Consider the following 17,025-nt stretch of genomic DNA (forward strand, 5'->3'; position numbering starts at 1 on the left):
ACCGCCCGCGAGGGGGCGGCCCGGCCCGCCGCGAAACGCGGGGGCGGGGCCGCCCCCTCGCGGCGTCTCCGGGCCCTCCCCGAGCCCGCCGGTCGCGGTCGGCGGGCGTCCGTTCGCGCCCCGCGCCCGCGCTCCGGTCGGCCCGGTCGTCCGTGCGGGAGGGGCGGTCCCGTCACTGCTCGTATCCTGGGGACGGCGGAGACGAGTGAGGACGGCGATGTCGGCGACGAGGCTGCTGGTGCTGGGCGCGGTGCGGATCCACGGGGGGACCCACGGGTACCGGGTGGGCCGCGAACTCATGTCCTGGGGCGCCAAGGAGTGGGCCAACGTCAAGTGGGGGTCCATCTACCACGCGCTGAACAAGCTCACCTCCGAGGGCAGGCTGCGGGAGTTCACCGCCCCCGGCGACGAGGAGGTGGGCCGCACCTCCTACGCGCTCACCGACGAGGGGGAGGCCGAACTCCGCCGGCTGATGGGCGAGGCCCTGCGCCACACCGGCGACGACCACGGCCTGCTGTGCGCCGGGATCACCCTGATGACCTCGCTGCCGCGCGCGGAGGCGGTCGGGCTGCTCAAGGAGCGGCTCGCCGCACTGGAGGAGGCGTCCCCGGGGCTGGGCGACGCGGTCCGGGCCACGGACGCCGAGTGGGGGAAGCCCCCGCACGTGCGCGAGCTGTTCACGCTGTGGCGGCTCACCACGGACGCCGGCGCCGAGTGGACCCGTCGGCTGATCGCCTCGCTGGAGGCCGGGAAGTACACGATGGCCGACGACAGCCCCCGCGCCTTCGGATTGCCGCCGGTACGCGACGACGCCTGACCTCCGGCCGCAAGGCCCACGGCGCCCGTCCGGCCGCCGACCCGCTCGCACGCCGTTCCTGTGGCGACCGTGCCCGGTCCCGGATCCTCGGCCCCTTCGCGCACGGCCGCCCCGTGACACGACTCCGCCCCGCGCTTCCCCCGCACGCCGCGCTTCCGGCGACACGGACGCCCCTCACCCTTCCCGGGCGTGGCCGGGGGACTGGTTCCGGCCCTCGCTTCCCGGGCGCCCCTCCTCGTGCTCTCCGTGTCCGGCCCGGCGGAACCCGCCTCCGAGCCCCGTATCCCCGGTCCCGTCACCGCCCCGCGCGCCTGAGCAGGGACGGTCGCCGATTTTAATATTCAAGTTTGAACATCTGTCGGGGATGGGGCAGACTCGTCGCCGCATTCAAGTTTGAATAAGGAGGCGGGATGATCCACACGCACGAGCTGGCCCGGACGTTCCGGGTCGGCAAGGACGTCGTCGAGGCCGTGCGCGGCGTCGACATCGACGTCGAGGAGGGCGAACTCGTCGCGCTCCTCGGGCCCAACGGGGCCGGGAAGTCCACCACGCTGCGCATGCTCACCACACTGCTGGAGCCCACCTCGGGGACCGCCACGGTCGCCGGGCGCGACATCCGCACCGAGCCCGCCGAGGTCCGCCGCCGGATCGGGTTCGTCGGCCAGGGGAACGGCGCCGGCGGCGACCAGCGGGTCGGGGAGGAGCTGCGCACGCAGGGACTCCTGTACGGGCTCGACCGCCGCACCGCGCGCCGCCGCGCCGACGAGCTGCTCGACCTGCTGGACCTGGGAGGCGCCTCCGACCGGGAGGCGGGCAAGCTCTCCGGCGGCCAGCGCCGCAGGCTCGACATCGCCATGGGGCTCGTCCACGAGCCCGGCCTGCTGTTCCTGGACGAGCCCTCCACCGGCCTCGACCCGCACAGCCGCGCCAACCTGTGGGAGCACGTGGCCCGGCTGCGCGAACGGCTCGGCACCACGGTCGTGCTCACCACGCACTACCTCGACGAGGCCGACGACATGGCCGAACGGGTCCTGGTCATCGACCACGGACGCGTCATCGCCGACGGCACCGCCGACGAGCTCAAGGGCAAGGTGTCCGGGGACCTGGTCACCTTCTCCGTGGGAAGCGAGGAGGACGCGCGCACGGGCGCCGGGATCGCCGAGCGGGTGCCCTCCGCCGGGCCCGCCGAGGTGGTCGCCGCCGTGGGCCGGGACCCGGAGGTGCGCTTCCGCGTGGAGCGCGGGGACGGCGTCCTGCCCGAACTGCTGCGCACCCTCGACGCGGCCGGGGTCGCGCTGCTCTCCGTGCGGGTGCAGCGGCCGACCCTGGACGACGTGTTCCTGACCCTGACCGGGCGCAGCCTGCGCGAGGAGGAGGCATGACCGTGAGTGAACAGCCGAGGACCGGGGCGGCCCCGGCGCGCGGGTCGGGCGTCGCGCGCGACACCTGGACCGTGTTCGTCCGCCAGATGCGCCCGCTGCTGCACCGGCCCCTGCTCCTGGGCTTCGGGATGCTCCAGCCGATCCTGTACCTGGTGCTGTTCGCGCCCCTGCTCACCGGGCTCGCGGGGGCCGAGGGCGAGAACCCCTGGCAGTGGTTCGTGCCCGGCCTGCTGGTCATGGTCGCCCTGTTCACCACGGGGTTCGCCGGGTTCGGGCTGCTTCCGGAGATGGCCTCCGGCGCGCACGAGCGGATGCTGGCCACCCCGGCGAGCCGGGTGTCGCTGCTGCTCGGCCGGGTGCTGCGGGACGTGACGCAGATGATGGCGCAGATGGTGCTCATCATCGTGCTGGTGATCCCCTTCGGACTGCGGATCTCCGTGGCGGGCGCGGTGGTCGGCCTGCTCCTGCTCGCCGTCCTGGGGATCGGCCTGTCCACCCTGTCGTACCTGACGGCCATGGCGGTGAAGCAGACCTACGTGTTCGCTCCGGTGCTCCAGACGGTGCTCATGCCGCTGATGCTGCTGTCCGGCGTGCTGCTGCCGATGGAGCTGGCCCCGTCGTGGCTCTACGGCCTGTCCCGGCTCAACCCGGTGGCGTACGTGGTGGACGCCGAACGGGCCCTGTTCGCGGGCGACTGGGGCCTGTCGGTCGGGATCGGCTGGGCCGTCGCGGTCGCGCTGGCGGTCGTCGCGCTGGCGTTCGGCTCGCGGGCGATGCGCAGGCTCAGCTCCTGAGGGCCGTGCTTGTTCCGGGCCTCCGCTCCGCTTCGGCCCGTGCCCGTTCCGGACCTCCGCTCCGGCCCGGGGCCTGCACCGGGCCCCGGGCCGGAGCGGGCCGTTCGCGCAGGCACGGAGGGTGCCGGAGCCTGTCCGCTGAGCGCGGAAAACCGCTCATCACGGGGTGTATGTGCAGGTAGATGCTGGTAGGAGGGGAGGGGAAATCGTGACCACATCGTTTGCACTCTCCATGGTCGAGTGCTAAAAAGGGACCTGGTTAGCACTCGCCTTCCTTGAGTGCTAACCGGATCGAGGCTGCGAGACCGTGGCTCCCGACAGCAGGGTTGTCGGAGCGCTCCGGTCGTCCGTCGCGGGCGCATGCCTCGTCCCATCGCGTATCAGCCCGGTCACGGGAGGACAAGAATCCAATGGCAGCCAAACTGATCGCGTTCGACGAGGAGGCCCGTCGCGGCCTCGAGCGCGGCATGAACCAGCTCGCGGACGCCGTCAAGGTCACGCTCGGCCCGAAGGGCCGCAACGTCGTTCTGGAGAAGAAGTGGGGCGCCCCCACGATCACCAACGACGGTGTCTCCATCGCCAAGGAGATCGAGCTCGAGGACCCCTGGGAGAAGATCGGGGCCGAGCTGGTCAAGGAGGTCGCCAAGAAGACCGACGACGTCGCGGGTGACGGCACCACCACCGCCACCGTGCTCGCCCAGGCCCTCGTCCGCGAGGGGCTGCGCAACGTCGCCGCCGGCGCCAACCCGATCAGCCTCAAGCGCGGCATCGAGGCCGCCGTCTCTCGCATCAACGAGGAGCTCGGCAACCTCTCCAAGGACATCGAGACCAAGGAGCAGATCGCCTCCACCGCCTCGATCTCCGCCGGCGACACCCAGATCGGCGAGACCATCGCCGAGGCGATGGACAAGGTCGGCAAGGAAGGCGTCATCACCGTCGAGGAGGGGCAGACCTTCGGGCTCGAGCTGGAGCTCGCCGAGGGCATGCGCTTCGACAAGGGCTACATCTCGCCCTACTTCGCCACCGACCTCGAGCGCATGGAGACGGTCCTCGAGGACCCCTACATCCTCATCGTCAACTCCAAGATCTCGAACAACAACGAGTTCCTGCCGGTCGTCGAGAAGGTCCTCCAGGCCGGTCGTCCGCTCGTCGTCATCGCCGAGGACCTGGAGGGCGGCGCCCTCCAGACGCTGATCGTCAACAAGATCCGCGGCACCTTCAAGTCCGTCGCCGTCAAGGCTCCGGGCTTCGGTGACCGCCGCAAGGCCCAGCTCGGCGACATCGCCGTGCTGACCGGCGGCCAGGTCATCACCGAGGAGGTCGGCCTCAAGCTGGAGAACACCGAGCTCGACATGCTCGGCCGTGCCCGCAAGGTCGTCGTCACCAAGGACGAGACCACCATCGTGGACGGCGCCGGTGACGCCACCGCGATCGCCGGTCGCGTGAACGAGATCCGCAACGAGATCGAGCGCACCGACTCCGACTACGACCGCGAGAAGCTCCAGGAGCGTCTCGCCCGCCTGGCCGGCGGCGTGGCCGTCATCAAGGCCGGCGCCGCGACCGAGGTGGAGCTCAAGGAGCGCAAGCACCGCATCGAGGACGCCGTCCGCAACGCCAAGGCCGCGGTCGAGGAGGGCATCCTGCCCGGCGGTGGCGTCGCGCTGCTGCAGGCCAGCGTCCCGGCGTTCGCCAAGCTCGACCTCGAGGGCGACGAGGCGATCGGCGCCGACATCGTGCGTCGCGCCATCGCGGAGCCGCTGAAGCAGATCGCCATCAACGCCGGCCTCGAGGGCGGCGTCGTGGCGGAGAAGGTCCGCAACCTGGAGCCCGGTTTCGGCCTCAACGCCGCCACCGGTGAGTACACCGACCTGTTCAAGGACGGCGTCATCGACCCGACCAAGGTCACCCGCTCCGCCCTGCAGAACGCGGCCTCCATCGCCGGTCTGTTCCTGACCACCGAGGCCGTCATCGCCGAGAAGCCGGAGAAGGCGTCGGCTCCCGCCGGCGACCCGACCGGTGGCATGGGAGGCATGGACTTCTAGGACCTCCTGGAGTTCTGGGGTCCGGTACGCGACCTCGCCCGCGACGACCGGGCGGCCCTTCGGGGCCGCCCGGTTTCGCCGTTCCCGGGGCCGGTGCCGGTGCCTCCGGCTCGAGGGGTGCCGGGCACGGGGACTGTCCTTCGGAGGGGGCCGTGGCTATTCTGCGAAGTATCGGGCGGACGGGGGTACGGAGCGTTACGCTTCCTGTCCGGAGGTGCGAGCGAGATGAGTCTGGCCATGACGGAAGCCGCCCCGGCGGTGGGGTTGTCGCGATGGGACTACGTGCTGCGCACCTGGCGAGAGCTGGATGTGCCCGACGGCTGGCGGGCCGAGATCATCGATGACAACGGAGTCGTGCTCGTGGCCCCCCCTTCCGACCCACACAACTACATCGCGGTCCGGGTGAACCGTGCTCTCGGCAATGTCATCCCGGACGACTGGGATGTGTACCAGACCCTCGGCATCCAGCTTCCGGTCGTCGAGCGGTTGTACGTGCCGGACCTGGTGGTCATGCCCGAGTCCGTCGTCCTCGATCCGTCCGTGAGCCCCTGCCCGGCGGAGGAGGCCGAACTGGTGGTCGAGATCGTGTCCAGGAGCAGCATGGACGTCGACCGCAGGAAGAAGCTGTGGGGCTACGCCCACGCCCCGGTCCCGCTCTACCTGCTGATCGACGCCTGGGACGACATGGGCCCGTCGGTCACCCTCTACGAGCAGCCCGGCAACGGCCGGTACAACCACGCCACGACCGTGGAGTTCGGCGAGAAGATCGGCCTGCCGGAGCCCTTCGGCCTGGAGATCGACACCTCCAGGTTCCCCCGTCCCGACCAGTGGCCGTCCTGAGGGCGACGCCTGAAGCGCTCAGACGGCCCCGTGCCAGGCGCGCCACAGGTCGGCGTACGAGCCCCCGCGGGCCAGCAGCTCGTCGTGGCTGCCCAGCTCGCTGACGCGGCCGTCCTCCACCACGGCGATCCGGTCGGCGTCGTGCGCCGTGTGGAGCCGGTGCGCGATCGCCACCACCGTCCGCCCGGACAGCACACCGGCCAGGGACCTCTCCAGGTGGCGGGCCGAACCCGGGTCCATCAGCGACGTCGCCTCGTCCAGCACCAGCACCTCCGGGTCGGCCAGCACCACCCGGGCCAGCGCGAGCTGCTGCACGTGGGCCGGGTCCAACGTGAGGTCGCCCGACCCCACCCGCGTGTCCAGCCCGTCCGGCAGCGACCGGACCCAGGCGTCGGCGTCCACGGCGGCCAGGGCCTCCCACAGCCGGTCCCGGTCCACCTCGGCGGCGTCCAGGGCCAGCGCCAGGTTCTCGGCCACGGTGCCGCGGAACACGTGGCTCTCCTGGCTCAGCAGGATCGCCCGCTCGCGCCGCAGCTCCGGTGACAGCCCCGCCATGTCCACCCCGCCGACGCGCACGCTCCCGGAGGTCGGCGCGTGCACGCCCGCGATCAGCTTGCCGAGGGTCGACTTGCCCGCGCCGCTCGGCCCGACCACCGCCAGGCGCTCGCCGGGGCGCAGGACCAGGTCCACCCCGTGCAGGACCTCGGTGTCGGTGTAGCCGAACCGCGCGCCGCGCACCTCCACCGTTCCGGGCACGTGGTCCGCGTCCGCCTCGGAGACCCCCGGCCGCTCCTCGGCGAGCCGCACGCCCAGCAGGCGGCGCAGGCTCGTGAAGCCCATCATCAGGCTGTCCACCTGGTCCACCAGCTGTTCCACTGGCCGGGTCATCTGCACGGACAGGAACACGGCCGTGGCGATCTGGCCGACGGTCAGCATGCCGTTCGCGTGCAGGTACCCCGCGACCAGGAACGTGCACGCGGTCGCGAACAGGTAGGCGAACTCCAGCGGCGGGTACCACACGCACCGCAGCCACAGCGTGTACCGCTCTGCCCGGTAGGCGCGGCGGATCTTGGCGTCGGCCCGCGCGGTCTGGCGGAGCTGGCGTCCCAGCGCCTCCAGGGTGTGTGCCCCCTCGACGGTGTCCGTGACGCTCTGCGTCAGGTCGGAGTAGGTCGCCAGCTCCCGGATGTAGCCGTCGGGGGCGCGGCGGGCGTACCAGCGGGTGGACACCCAGATGATCAGCAGGGTCGGCGCCCAGGCCAGGAGCAGCGCGGGGTGCAGCAGGCCGATCGCGGTGACGATGACGGCCACCGTCACCGTGCTCACCGCCATCACCGGCACCGAGTGGCGCACGGTGTGGCTCAGGTGCCCGATGTCGCGGCCCGACCTGGCCACCAGGTCGCCGGTCCCGGCCCTCTCCACCGTTCCGAGCGGCAGGCGCAGGACCGCGCGCACGAACTCCTCGCGCAGCTCGGCCAGCACCCCCTCCCCGAAGCGGATCGACTGCGCCACCGACACGAGCGTGAACCCGGCGTGGAACAGCAGGCCGACGACGATCACCACGGCCAGCAGGTCGATCCGGCCGGGGTCGGCCCCGCCGCGGACCGCGTCGATGACCATGCCGAGCACCCACGGGGCGACGAGCGCGGCCAGCGCCGCCATCCCGTACAGGGCCACGACGGCGAGCAGCCGCCCGCCGTGGTCGCGACCGGCCCGGCGCAGGCGTGTCCAGACCATGGACACGGGCGCCACGGGCAGGGCGGCGGTCTCCGCCGGCATCGGGAGCTCGGGGTCGTCGGTACGGGGGAGGACGTGTTCGGTGGTCCGGGTCATGGCTTCCCACTCGTGGAGACGGTGCGCAGGACGGTGTCGGCGTAGCCGGGGGCGCTCGCGAGCAGGTCCCGGTGGGAGCCCTCGGCTACGACGCGCCCGCCGTCCACGAACAGCACGTGGTCGGTGTGGTCGAGCAGGAGGGGGCTGGTGGTGATCAGGGCGGTGGTGCGCCCCTTCCGCTCGGCGGCCAGCCGTGCGCCGATGGCCGCCTCGGAGTGGGCGTCCACGGCGGAGGCGGGTTCGACCAGGACCAGGATCTCGGGGTCCAGGCCGAACGCCCTCGCCAGCCGGAGCCGCTGCTGCTGGCCGCCGGAGTACTCGCGCCCGCGCTCGGTGAGGAGCGCGTCGAACCCCGCCGGGGACTGCCGTACGACGTCGTCGGCGTACGCGGCCCGGACCACCGCCGCGAGGCGGTCGTCGGACAGCCCCTCGTCCGGGGACAGCTCCTCGCGGAGCCTTCCGGAGAACAGGTGGGCGCTGTTGGACGCGACCAGCACGCGGCGGCGCACGTCGCGCAGCGGCAGGTCGCGCAGGCGCACCTCGCGGCCGGTCGCCGTTTCGACGAGCAGGGTGTCCGCACCGTCCCCCTCGTCCTCGCGGTACCGGCCCAGGCGCTCGGCCAGGGCGGTCGCCCCGGCCGCGTCGGAGCACACCACGCCGGTGGTGCGCCCGGCGGCCACCACGACCCCGCTGGCGGGGTCGCGCAGGTCGCACGGGGCGGCCGGGGGATCGGCGGGGTGCTCGGGGTCGGGGTGGTCGTGCTCCAGGGAGAGCACGCGGACCACGTGGTCCGCCGCCACCCGGGCGGAGATGAACAGGGAGGAGGCGTGCATCAGGTACCGGATCGCCACGGCCAGGTTGCCCGTGTATCCGTAGAACGCGACGAGCTGGCCCACGGTGATGTCCCCGGCCAGGGCCAGGCGGGCGCCGTACCAGACGATGCCCACCAGCAGCAGTCCCGGATACAGCTCGCGGACGGCCTGGAGGGCGGCGTCCATCCACCCCACCCGCACGCCGGCGGCGCGCACGCGCTGGGACTCCTCGCGGTAGCGGTCGCCGACGGTGCGCTCCCCGCCCACGCCCCGCAGGACCCGCAGCCCGGAGACCAGGTCGGTGGCCCGCGTGGTCAGCTCGGCCTGCCTGGTGCGGTGGTGCTCCTGGCGCCGGGAGAACGGGCGCAGCAGCGGCACCATGCCGACTACCATGACCGGCACCGCGACGAGCACGATCAGGCCGAACGTGACGTGCGACGACAGCATGAGGACGCTCACCGCGCCGATCGTCACCACCGACGCGGGGACGAGCGCGGAGTCCTCGTAGAAGTCGCCCACCCGGTCGATGTCGTCCGTGCCGACCGCGACCACCTCGCCGGACGGGAGCCGCCGGGTGAGGGTGGGGCCCAGGGCGACCGACCGCGCGATGACGACCTGCACGGTGCGGTACGCGGACGAGTACCAGTTGAACGCCATCGCCCGGACGCCGACCGGCACCAGTGCCGTGCTCAGCAGGGTCAGGCCGGTGAGGACGCCGAACCAGAGGAGCAGCGACCGCGGGTCGCCCTCCACCACGCCGGAGTCCAGGGTGGCGCCGACCGCCGCGGACATGAGGACGCCGCAGAGCCTGTAGGCGCTGTCCACGCCCCCCGCCCACGCGAGCGGGCGCCACTCCGATCGGGCGAGCCACAGCAGGAAGCGGTTGGCCGAACGGTGGTCGGGAATGCCCGGAGGCTGAGGAAGTACGCGCACAGTTCTCGGACTGTAACCAGAGAACCGGGGCGGGTCCACTCATTTTTCCGGGACGGGCCAGGGGTATCGTGCCTGTTCGGGAGGGGTGTCATCGCCGGGCGCCCGCGCCCGCCGGGGTCACCTGACGGAGCCCTCCGCGTGCAGCAGCTCCACCAGGCGGCGCACCGCCGGGGCGCACCGCTCGCGCTCGGCGAAGCCGATCCACGCCAGTTCCGCGATCTCGTTGTCGGCGGTCGGCTCGCCGTCGTGCTCGGCGGAGTAGCAGGAAAGCCGCACCCGCGTCCCCGGCGCCTTGTCGTAGGCCAGTTCGTCGATGACGGTGACGAGGCGGAAGGTTCCGGGGCGGAGCACCACGCCGACCTCCTCGTCGGTCTCGCGCGCCACGGCCTCCTCGTCGCTCTCGCCGGGCTCGCGCTTGCCGCCCGGGAGGTAGAACCGGTCGACGCCCTCGGTACGGACGCACAGCAGGCGTCCGTCCTTCACATGCACCCAGGCCAGGGCGTCGATCACGGCGGGGGTGCCGGGCTGCGCCGGCGGAGTCGAGGTCATGGGCCCACTGTAGGACGGGGAGGGAACCGCCGAACCCGTGCCCCGGGGGTGACCTGACGCACTAGCATCCAGTCAGCGGCGGACGGCAGCGGGCCCCGGGGCCCGGGAAGGACGGACGGCATGGAGACGCGGACCCGGGGAACGGCCCCGGCGGGGACCGCAGGAGCGATCGCCGGGCCCCTCCTCGCGGAGATCGCCGCAGGCGGCGGGATCCCTCCGCAGTCCGACGCCCACAGGGAGGCCCGCGAACAGGCGTACAACCTGTACAGCGCGGCCGTCGGGGCCTGCCTGAGCCGCGCGGACACCCGGCCCGAACTCAGGGAGCGGGCGGCCGCGCTCCTGGCGGAGGAGGCGCGCCTGCCGTTCCTCTCCCCGGACGAAATCGACGCCGTCAACGCGGAACTGCCCGCCGTGCTCGCCGCGCTGCGCGCCGAGCCCGTGCCGGTCCCCGACGGGGCCACGCCCCGGGACCCCGGACGCGTCATGGACGACGCGGACCTGGGCGCGCTGTTCGACCTGGCCCTGCGCGACCGCCTCACGGGTGGCGCGCGGGAGCACCCTCGGCTGCTGCTCCTCGGCGGCCAGCCGGGGGCGGGCAAGTCCACCCTGCAACGCCTGCTCCTGCCCGCTCTGCCGGAGGGCACCGTCAGCTACGACGGCGACGACCTGCTGAGGCTCGCGCCCGACTACGAGTGGGCGATGGCCGCCGACGACGCGGTTGCCTCGGACTCCCTCGCACGCCAGGTCGCCGGTCTGCACGGGCTCGCCCTGGAGCACGTGCGGTCGGGGCGGTCGGACGTCGTGTGCAGCCACCCCCTCGGCCGCGCCGACTGGGCGGCCTCCTGGGTGGAGGGGTTCCGCGAGGCCGGGTACCGGGTCGAGGTGGCGTTCGTGGCCACCCACTCCTCCAACAGCCGCTTCGCGCTCGCCGACCGTCTCGCGCGGGCCCGCGCCCACCAGGGTTTCGGCCGGGTCATGTCGGAGGCGCACCACGACCGCTTCTACCTGGGCGTGCCCAACACGGTGGAGTTCCTGGAGACCCACCGGCTCGCGGACTCCCTCTACGTGCTCTCCCGGGACGGCGACGTGCTCTACGCGAACCATCTGAGGGACGGCGACTGGCGCACCGAGCCCTTCGGACGCATCGCCCTGGAGGCCGAGCGCGGCCGGCGCGACCTCTGGCGCGACGCAGAGGGGTGAACGCGCGCAAGCCCTCGCCCGGCCGAGGGAGGGCTTGCGCGCGTGCGGCTACTCCTCGCGCCGGGCGGTGCCGAGCAGCGCCCGCCATTCGGAGGACGGGAAGGAGAGATGGCCGAGTTCCCTGTTCTGGGTGTCGCGGACCAGGCTCGCGCCGTGCACGTCTGCGACCTCGACGCAGTTCTGGTCGCGGGCACCGGAGTAGCTGCTCTTACGGAAGGCGACCTCTACGCAGTTGTTGCGGTCGCTGTAGCTGGACTTGTGGAAGGCAACGTCCACGAGCTTCTGCGGGGTGGCTTCGTTGGAACCGGACCTGAGGGGCGGGAGTTCGCTCATCTCCGGGATGTACCCGCTGACGTGGTGGTGTCGGTGGCCAGATGCGGTCAGGGACCGGCGAGCTGGGGCCCGTCGCGGGGGAGTGGGCTCTGGCTGGATAGCTGGGTTGGCTTCGTTGGTGTGAGGCTCAGTGGTGACCCACTTCGAGTCCTACCGAGCTTCGGAGCATGGGGGGTAGAGTTGCAGCGTTCTGGTACACGAAGAGGCCCCGGTTTGGTCACCGGGGCCTCTCGTCGTCTACAGCTACTTCTGGAGCAAAGTGCTCAGGAAGGCCTGCCACTCCTGGCCGCCGAAAGCGATGTGCCCGAGTCCACGATTCTGGGTGTCCCGGACAGCGGCGCCGTCGGGTAGGTCAGCGATCTCCACGCACTCGTTCGCGGTTGCGCTGTAGGACGACTTGCGGAAGGTCATCTGGTCGTTCTGGTTCTGGTACACGTTGGCTTCCTACTCGTACTTCTTGATGATCTGACCCATACGGTCAGCGCTCGCATCTGGGTGAAGGGCCATCACCCGGATTTCGTCCCAGGCACCCCGATACACCTGGACCTCGTCATCATCCTCGAGGTAGAGGCCGTCGGTACGTGTCTCGATATAGGCGATGGAGGGGTCCAGCGGATTCGTGAAGTCCAGGATGGTGAAGCTTCCCGCGATTCCAGGGTGCAGTCCCACTTCAAGCGGGAGCAGCTGGATTTTGATGTGGTCCGCTGTCTCGATGAGGTGCATGAGCTTGGCGATCTGGTCGCGCATAACCTGTCTGTCGCCAGCCGGGCGCAGCAGAACACTCTCATCCAGCACACACCACACCTTCGGCGGCTCATCCTGGTCGAGAATCTCTTGGCGAACGAGTCGAGCCTGGACGACGCGATCGATGATCTCCGGCGACCGAGAGCGGCCGCTCCGTGTCGATGCCGCAGCATACTCCTGGGTCTGAAGTAGACCCGGTATCACCATGGTCTGATACGTGCTCACAGCGGACGCCTCTGCCTCGAACCCCACGTAGGCATCGGTGAATACATCGCCGTAGCGGGTCCACCAGCCCTTTTCGCGGGACTGCCGGGCGAGCAGGACCAGCCCCTCGGTGACGTCTGGTGGTGCCTGGTAGAGGGTGGCAAGAGCCCGGATGATCACCGGGTCTGGCCGCTTCCACTTGTTCAGCTCCATGTTAGTGAGCCTCCCGCGCGACCAGCCGAGCTTGTCTCCCACCTGCTCGGCAGTGAGGCGGGAGGCCTCGCGCAAACGTCTCAATTCGGCTGAGAGACGGCGGCGCCTGATCGTGGGGCTGTAGCGATCCGTCACAGCGCGCGCTCCTCGGCTCTTCCTGCGGGTTCGTCGGTCTGTCCCGATGGTAGATCACCCCTTTCGCGAAACTTTTGAAGGCAGCATCTCATCAATCCAAAGCTTTGTATTGAAAATTTGGATGCGGGGCGTCACTATGGGTGCACCAGAACTCACGCGGCCTGACCAGCCGCAGACCCAGGAGGCTGCCCTGTGCGCTACCTGAACCCCTCGGCGCTCGTCGCCGTCCGCCACCTCGCGTCCGAGGCGATGAGGGCCCGTCGGCCCCGGCGCGCGGCCCGCGTCAGGCACTACGTCCCCGAGCCGTCCGCCTTCCGCGTTCCCGTCGCCGTTCCGGCGTTGGACGTCCTCGGTGCGGTGCTCGACGGCCTCCGCCGACTGGAGGTCCTGGCATGACCCGGGTGTGCGACCTTCGCGAGCTTCCGACCATGGCGGCGCTCACCGCGTGGGCCACCGCCCACGGGGCGGCCGTCACCTACCTGGGCCCCGACCTCCAGGGCCATGCGGTCTACGCGGCCCGCCGGGGACCCGTGACCCGGGTGGTGACCGTCCCCGGACCGGACCCCCATCCGCACCCGCTGACCTGGCAGTCTCCACTGGAGACCCTTCCCGCCGACGCGTCTCCGGGGGCCGCAGGGGCAGCCGTCCGCGTTCCCGCAGCCCGATCCGGCGACCCCGACCCGTCCGGTGACCTTTGCGTCCCGGCCAGGGGCCTTCGCGCGGTGTGGGCGGCGGCGATCCGCGCCGTCCCCCTCCTCTGAGACCGGGCGCGCCCCGACCGGGGGCCGGGGCGCGCCCTCCACACCTCCCCCGAGGAGCACGGCGTGGACGGCAGGACCAGGTGCGAGAAGACCACCAGCGGCCAGCACGACTACATCGCGGACCCGGCCGATCCGCGGTACCCCGACATCCGGACCATGCGGTGCCGCCACTGCGGCGACAGCGTCACCGTCACCCGAGGGTGACCGACCAGAGAGCAGGTCAGCATGACCACAGCCACAATGACCATCACAGGTACGACCACAGCGACGATTTGCAGCGGCACGGGGAAGGTGCGCTGATGAGGAACACTCCTGATAGGGACCACCTCCCCCTCGCCCGGTCCCTGGCCGACCGGCTCCGCGCGGGCGGCGCCCCGGAGCACATCGCGTCGCTGTTCCTCCGGGTGCCCCGGCACGAGTTCCTGCCCGACGTGGTGTGGGGCGAGGACCGCACCCGCTACGACCGCGCAGAGGACCCCGACGCCTGGCTCCGCGCGGCCTACACCGACCAGGCGCTCACCACCCAGCGCGACGGGGGCCGGGAGGGCGGCATGGGCCTGCCCACCTCCTCCAGTTCCGCGCCGACGATCATGGCGCGCATGCTCGCCGCCGCCCGGATCGAACCCGCCCACTCGGTCCTGGAGATCGGTACGGGGACAGGGTTCAACGCCGCGCTGCTGTGCGAACTGGTCGGGGACGAGCGCGTGGCCACGATGGAGATCGACCCGGCCGTCTCCGCCTCGGCCCGGTCGGCGCTGCACGCCGCCGGGTACGCGCCGGAGGCCGTGCACGCCGACGCGGAGCACGCCCGCCTGTCCGGCGCTCCGGCGTTCCACCGGGTCGTCGCCACGTGCCAGGTGGCGGACGTCCCGTCCGGCTGGCTCGCCCAGCTCCACCCGCGCGGTCTGCTCGTCACCCCGTGGGCGCCCACCCCGGGCGCGCCGTCCGGCGCGCTCGCGGTCCTGGAGAAGCGCGGCGGGGGGCTTCCGGCCGAGGGCCGCTTCGAGGGGAGCCTCGCGTTCATGTGGGCGCGCGGCCAGACCAGGCCCGGTGGACGGATCCCGGACGCGGTCCCCGACCGCACCACCCGGGCGGAGGGGGACCCCCGCTACCTCCTCGACGGCGAGGGCGGCCTCCTCCTGGCGCTGCTCGTGCCCGACTGGGCGCACGGCATGGGCCGGGAGCCGGGCGCGTCCGACCTGTTCATGTGGGTGGTGTCCACCCGCTGCGGGGCGTGGGCGCGGCTGCACCCGGACGGGCGGGTGGAACAGGGCGGAGGGCCCCGGCGCCTGGTGGACGAGTTCGAGGAGGCGCTCACCCGGTGGCGCGAGCAGGGGGAGCCGGGCGTCGCGGAGTTCGGACTGACGGTGGACGACGCGAGGGGGAGCCGGTCCGTGTGGCTGCGCGAGCCGGAGGCCGTCCTGTGGACCGCACACCGCCCCGGGGAGCCCCGGTGACCGCGACCGAGTTCGAGGAACTGCTCACCCCCGCCGAGGTGGCGCGGCTGTTCCGGGTGGACCCCAAGACCGTCGCCAAGTGGGCCAGGACCGGACGCCTTACCTCGGTCAAGACCCTGGGCGGCCACCGGCGCTACCGCGAGAGCGAGGTCAGGCGACTGCTCGGATACCGGTGAACCCCCGTGCCCGGCCCCTACCGGGGCCGGGCACGCCGCCGCGTCCCTACCCGCCGGTCAGCCCGGCCATGGCCTGCCGGTCCTCCTCGCCGAACCTCTCCTCCAGCTCCTCCGGGGCGGCGTCCACGTCGATCCGCGACAGCGGCACCCCGCGCGCGGACTCGATCGCGCCGAGCCGCCGCAGCGCCCGGTCGCCGGCGTACCTCAGCAGCTCGCCCGGCGGCAGCTCGTAGCGCCGGGACCCCGGAGTCCCCGGGAACTCCTCGCCCCGCTCCACCGTGGACATCACGTGCGGCAGCAGCTCGTCCAGCCGCTCCCGCACCGCGTCCCAGTTGGTGTCGTCGGCCGCGACGTGCCTGCGGCACGTGAAGGTGCCCCACGCCATGTGGCGGCGCTCGTCGTCCCCGATCCGCCGCACGATCTCCCGCATCCCCGGGAACAGGTTCCGGACGGTGCACACGTGGTTCCAGGCGTAGTAGCCCGTGAGCGCGAGCGAGCCCTCGATGACGTGGTTGTAGGTCACCGACGCCCGCACCTGGTTGCGCGGGCCGGGGTCCTCCAGGAGCGCCTCCAGCGAACCGGGCAGTTCCTCGTAGAACAGCGCCCGGTAGCCGGGGTTGTCGTCCACGTACCCGTGCAGGTCCTCGTGCACCCCGAGGGCGTCCAGCCACAGCCGGAACGCCTGCACGTGCTTGGCCTCCTCGAAGGCGAACTGGGTCAGGTACATCTCGTCGCCGAGCCGGCCCTCCGCCGCCATCGCGCGCAGGAACGGCTGGAGGTCCTCGGTCACGGCCTCCTCGCCCGCCACGAAGAACGCGCACAGCCTGAGGATGCGCTCGCGGGCCTCACCGCCGAGCCCCTGCCAGTCCTCCGCGTCCCGGGAGAGGTCGATGTCCGCCGGGTTCCAGAAGCGGGCGTTGCCCTTGGCGAACAGCCGAAGGGGCAGGGAGTCCCAGTTCAGGCCGCCGTTCCGGAGGGTGTGGAACCCCGTCCGGTGTCCGGAGGGGGCGGGGGTCGGCGTTCCGGTGGCGGGGGCGGGCTCGTCGGGCACGGGAGGACCTCCTGGGGGGTGGACTGCCCTCATGATTGGACACGGAAGGCTCCCGTGTAAAGGGGCTGAGCGGCATCCGTGCGGCGATAACCGAATTCGGTTCGGTCGGAAGGGCACCTCGCCTTCCCGTACGGCACGCCGCCTCTCCGAGCGGCGACCCGGTCGGCATCACGGCGAGCCGCCCCCCGCCGAAACGGTACGGTCGGGGAGTACCGCCCGCACTGAACGATCCGATCGGGGGACGACGTGTTCTGTGGTGATCCCGGCACCGCCGGTTACGCCGCCTGCGCCGCCCAGACCCAGCTCTTCGCGTTGGCCTCCGCCATCCCCGCACTCCTCGGGATGGCACTCCTCATCACGGCCTTCACCGCCCCGTCCGTCCGCGGGGACCGGATCCTGCGCACCCGCACCCTCAGCTACTCCCTGGTGGCGTGGGGCATCGCGGCGGGCACCTACGTCATGGGCGGGCTGCCCTCCGTCTGACGGCCCCGGGCCCCGGCCCTGCGCCCGGAGAGGGCGCGCCCTGCTCCGCCTCCGCCGTTGCGCCCGGAGAGGGCGCGCCCTGCTCCCGTCCCCGGAGGGGACGCACCGGGCCCGGCGTCCCCACCCCGCCCCACTCGCCCCCGCCCCCCTCTGCCGTGATCTTGTACTTATAGCGAGGTTCGGCGTCGAGAACGTCTATAAGTACAAGATCATCGGGGGGTAGGTCGGGGGGTAGGTCGGGGGGTAGGTCGGGGGGTAGGTCGGGG

The 17,025-nt window shown here is 72.1% G+C and carries 19 protein-coding genes; 12 read left to right on the forward strand and 7 right to left on the reverse strand.

All coding sequences use genetic code 11. From position 1 onward, the window contains the following. Positions 1 to 217 precede the first annotated feature (217 nt). The 5 genes from OUQ99_RS03160 (at position 218) to OUQ99_RS03180 (ending at position 5,875) form a co-directional block, all read left to right on the forward strand. Positions 218 to 817: a PadR family transcriptional regulator gene (locus OUQ99_RS03160; protein WP_267947920.1), complete on the forward strand. Its 600-nt coding sequence runs from the start codon at positions 218 to 220 to the stop codon at positions 815 to 817. A gap of 410 nt (positions 818 to 1,227) precedes the next feature. Then, positions 1,228 to 2,199: an ATP-binding cassette domain-containing protein gene (locus OUQ99_RS03165; RefSeq protein WP_267947921.1), complete on the forward strand. Its 972-nt coding sequence runs from the start codon at positions 1,228 to 1,230 to the stop codon at positions 2,197 to 2,199. Beyond that, on the forward strand, positions 2,196 to 2,993 hold the full coding sequence (locus tag OUQ99_RS03170; protein WP_267947922.1) for an ABC transporter permease: 798 nt from the start codon (positions 2,196 to 2,198) through the stop codon (positions 2,991 to 2,993). Before OUQ99_RS03165 ends, OUQ99_RS03170 begins: the two co-directional genes overlap by 4 nt. Positions 2,994 to 3,403: 410 nt before the next feature. Continuing rightward, positions 3,404 to 5,035, forward strand: a complete 1,632-nt coding sequence (gene groL, locus OUQ99_RS03175) for a chaperonin GroEL (RefSeq protein ID WP_267947923.1) — start codon at positions 3,404 to 3,406, stop codon at positions 5,033 to 5,035. 225 nt (positions 5,036 to 5,260) lie between these two features. After that, positions 5,261 to 5,875 carry a Uma2 family endonuclease gene (locus tag OUQ99_RS03180; protein WP_267947924.1) on the forward strand — a complete coding sequence of 205 codons (615 nt, stop codon included), beginning with the start codon at positions 5,261 to 5,263 and terminating at the stop codon, positions 5,873 to 5,875. Between the two features lie 18 nt (positions 5,876 to 5,893). On the opposite strand, the gene OUQ99_RS03185 is transcribed toward OUQ99_RS03180, so the two are convergent. The 3 genes from OUQ99_RS03185 to OUQ99_RS03195 form a co-directional block, all read right to left on the reverse strand. Further along, positions 5,894 to 7,708: an ABC transporter ATP-binding protein gene (locus OUQ99_RS03185; RefSeq protein ID WP_431061477.1), complete on the reverse strand. Its 1,815-nt coding sequence runs from the start codon at positions 7,706 to 7,708 to the stop codon at positions 5,894 to 5,896. Next, a complete protein-coding gene (locus OUQ99_RS03190; protein ID WP_267947925.1) occupies positions 7,705 to 9,453 on the reverse strand; it encodes an ABC transporter ATP-binding protein in 1,749 nt (582 codons plus the stop codon). Before OUQ99_RS03190 ends, OUQ99_RS03185 begins: the two co-directional genes overlap by 4 nt. Positions 9,454 to 9,570: 117 nt before the next feature. Further along, the gene (locus OUQ99_RS03195; protein ID WP_267947926.1) at positions 9,571 to 10,002 is read right to left on the reverse strand and encodes an NUDIX hydrolase; all 432 of its coding nucleotides are present in this window, start codon (positions 10,000 to 10,002) and stop codon (positions 9,571 to 9,573) included. 120 nt (positions 10,003 to 10,122) lie between these two features. Here OUQ99_RS03195 and OUQ99_RS03200 point away from each other — a divergent pair, with 120 nt between their 5' ends. Continuing rightward, entirely contained in the window at positions 10,123 to 11,202 is a 1,080-nt protein-coding gene (locus OUQ99_RS03200; RefSeq protein WP_267947927.1) for a zeta toxin family protein, read from the forward strand. A gap of 48 nt (positions 11,203 to 11,250) precedes the next feature. On the opposite strand, the gene OUQ99_RS03205 is transcribed toward OUQ99_RS03200, so the two are convergent. The 3 genes from OUQ99_RS03205 to OUQ99_RS03215 all read right to left on the reverse strand — a co-directional run bounded on the left by OUQ99_RS03205 (position 11,251) and on the right by OUQ99_RS03215 (position 12,831). Continuing rightward, entirely contained in the window at positions 11,251 to 11,535 is a 285-nt protein-coding gene (locus OUQ99_RS03205; protein ID WP_267947928.1) for a DUF397 domain-containing protein, read from the reverse strand. A gap of 243 nt (positions 11,536 to 11,778) precedes the next feature. After that, a complete protein-coding gene (locus tag OUQ99_RS03210; protein WP_267950229.1) occupies positions 11,779 to 11,946 on the reverse strand; it encodes a DUF397 domain-containing protein in 168 nt (55 codons plus the stop codon). Between the two features lie 33 nt (positions 11,947 to 11,979). Further along, positions 11,980 to 12,831, reverse strand: a complete 852-nt coding sequence (locus OUQ99_RS03215; protein WP_267947929.1) for a helix-turn-helix domain-containing protein — start codon at positions 12,829 to 12,831, stop codon at positions 11,980 to 11,982. Between the two features lie 192 nt (positions 12,832 to 13,023). On the opposite strand from OUQ99_RS03215, the gene OUQ99_RS03220 reads away from it, so the two are divergent. From OUQ99_RS03220 to OUQ99_RS03240, 5 genes are all read left to right on the forward strand, one after another. Next, a complete protein-coding gene (locus OUQ99_RS03220; protein WP_267947930.1) occupies positions 13,024 to 13,227 on the forward strand; it encodes a hypothetical protein in 204 nt (67 codons plus the stop codon). Then, on the forward strand, positions 13,224 to 13,592 hold the full coding sequence (locus tag OUQ99_RS03225) for a hypothetical protein (RefSeq protein WP_267947931.1): 369 nt from the start codon (positions 13,224 to 13,226) through the stop codon (positions 13,590 to 13,592). The genes OUQ99_RS03220 and OUQ99_RS03225 overlap by 4 nt, the downstream gene beginning before the upstream one ends. Before the next feature lie 63 nt (positions 13,593 to 13,655). Further along, entirely contained in the window at positions 13,656 to 13,796 is a 141-nt protein-coding gene (locus OUQ99_RS03230) for a hypothetical protein (protein ID WP_267947932.1), read from the forward strand. Positions 13,797 to 13,891: 95 nt separating this feature from the next. Beyond that, entirely contained in the window at positions 13,892 to 15,049 is a 1,158-nt protein-coding gene (locus OUQ99_RS03235; RefSeq protein ID WP_267947933.1) for a methyltransferase domain-containing protein, read from the forward strand. After that, a complete protein-coding gene (locus OUQ99_RS03240) occupies positions 15,046 to 15,225 on the forward strand; it encodes a BldC family transcriptional regulator (protein ID WP_267947934.1) in 180 nt (59 codons plus the stop codon). The genes OUQ99_RS03235 and OUQ99_RS03240 overlap by 4 nt, the downstream gene beginning before the upstream one ends. Positions 15,226 to 15,271: 46 nt before the next feature. On the opposite strand, the gene OUQ99_RS03245 is transcribed toward OUQ99_RS03240, so the two are convergent. Continuing rightward, the gene (locus OUQ99_RS03245; protein WP_267947935.1) at positions 15,272 to 16,276 is read right to left on the reverse strand and encodes a R2-like ligand-binding oxidase; all 1,005 of its coding nucleotides are present in this window, start codon (positions 16,274 to 16,276) and stop codon (positions 15,272 to 15,274) included. A gap of 246 nt (positions 16,277 to 16,522) precedes the next feature. On the opposite strand from OUQ99_RS03245, the gene OUQ99_RS03250 reads away from it, so the two are divergent. Further along, positions 16,523 to 16,759 carry a hypothetical protein gene (locus OUQ99_RS03250; RefSeq protein WP_267947936.1) on the forward strand — a complete coding sequence of 79 codons (237 nt, stop codon included), beginning with the start codon at positions 16,523 to 16,525 and terminating at the stop codon, positions 16,757 to 16,759. The last annotated feature ends 266 nt before the right edge of the window (positions 16,760 to 17,025 follow it).

Source organism: Streptomonospora nanhaiensis (assembly GCF_026642255.1).
Taxonomy (GTDB): domain Bacteria; phylum Actinomycetota; class Actinomycetes; order Streptosporangiales; family Streptosporangiaceae; genus Nocardiopsis; species Nocardiopsis tropica.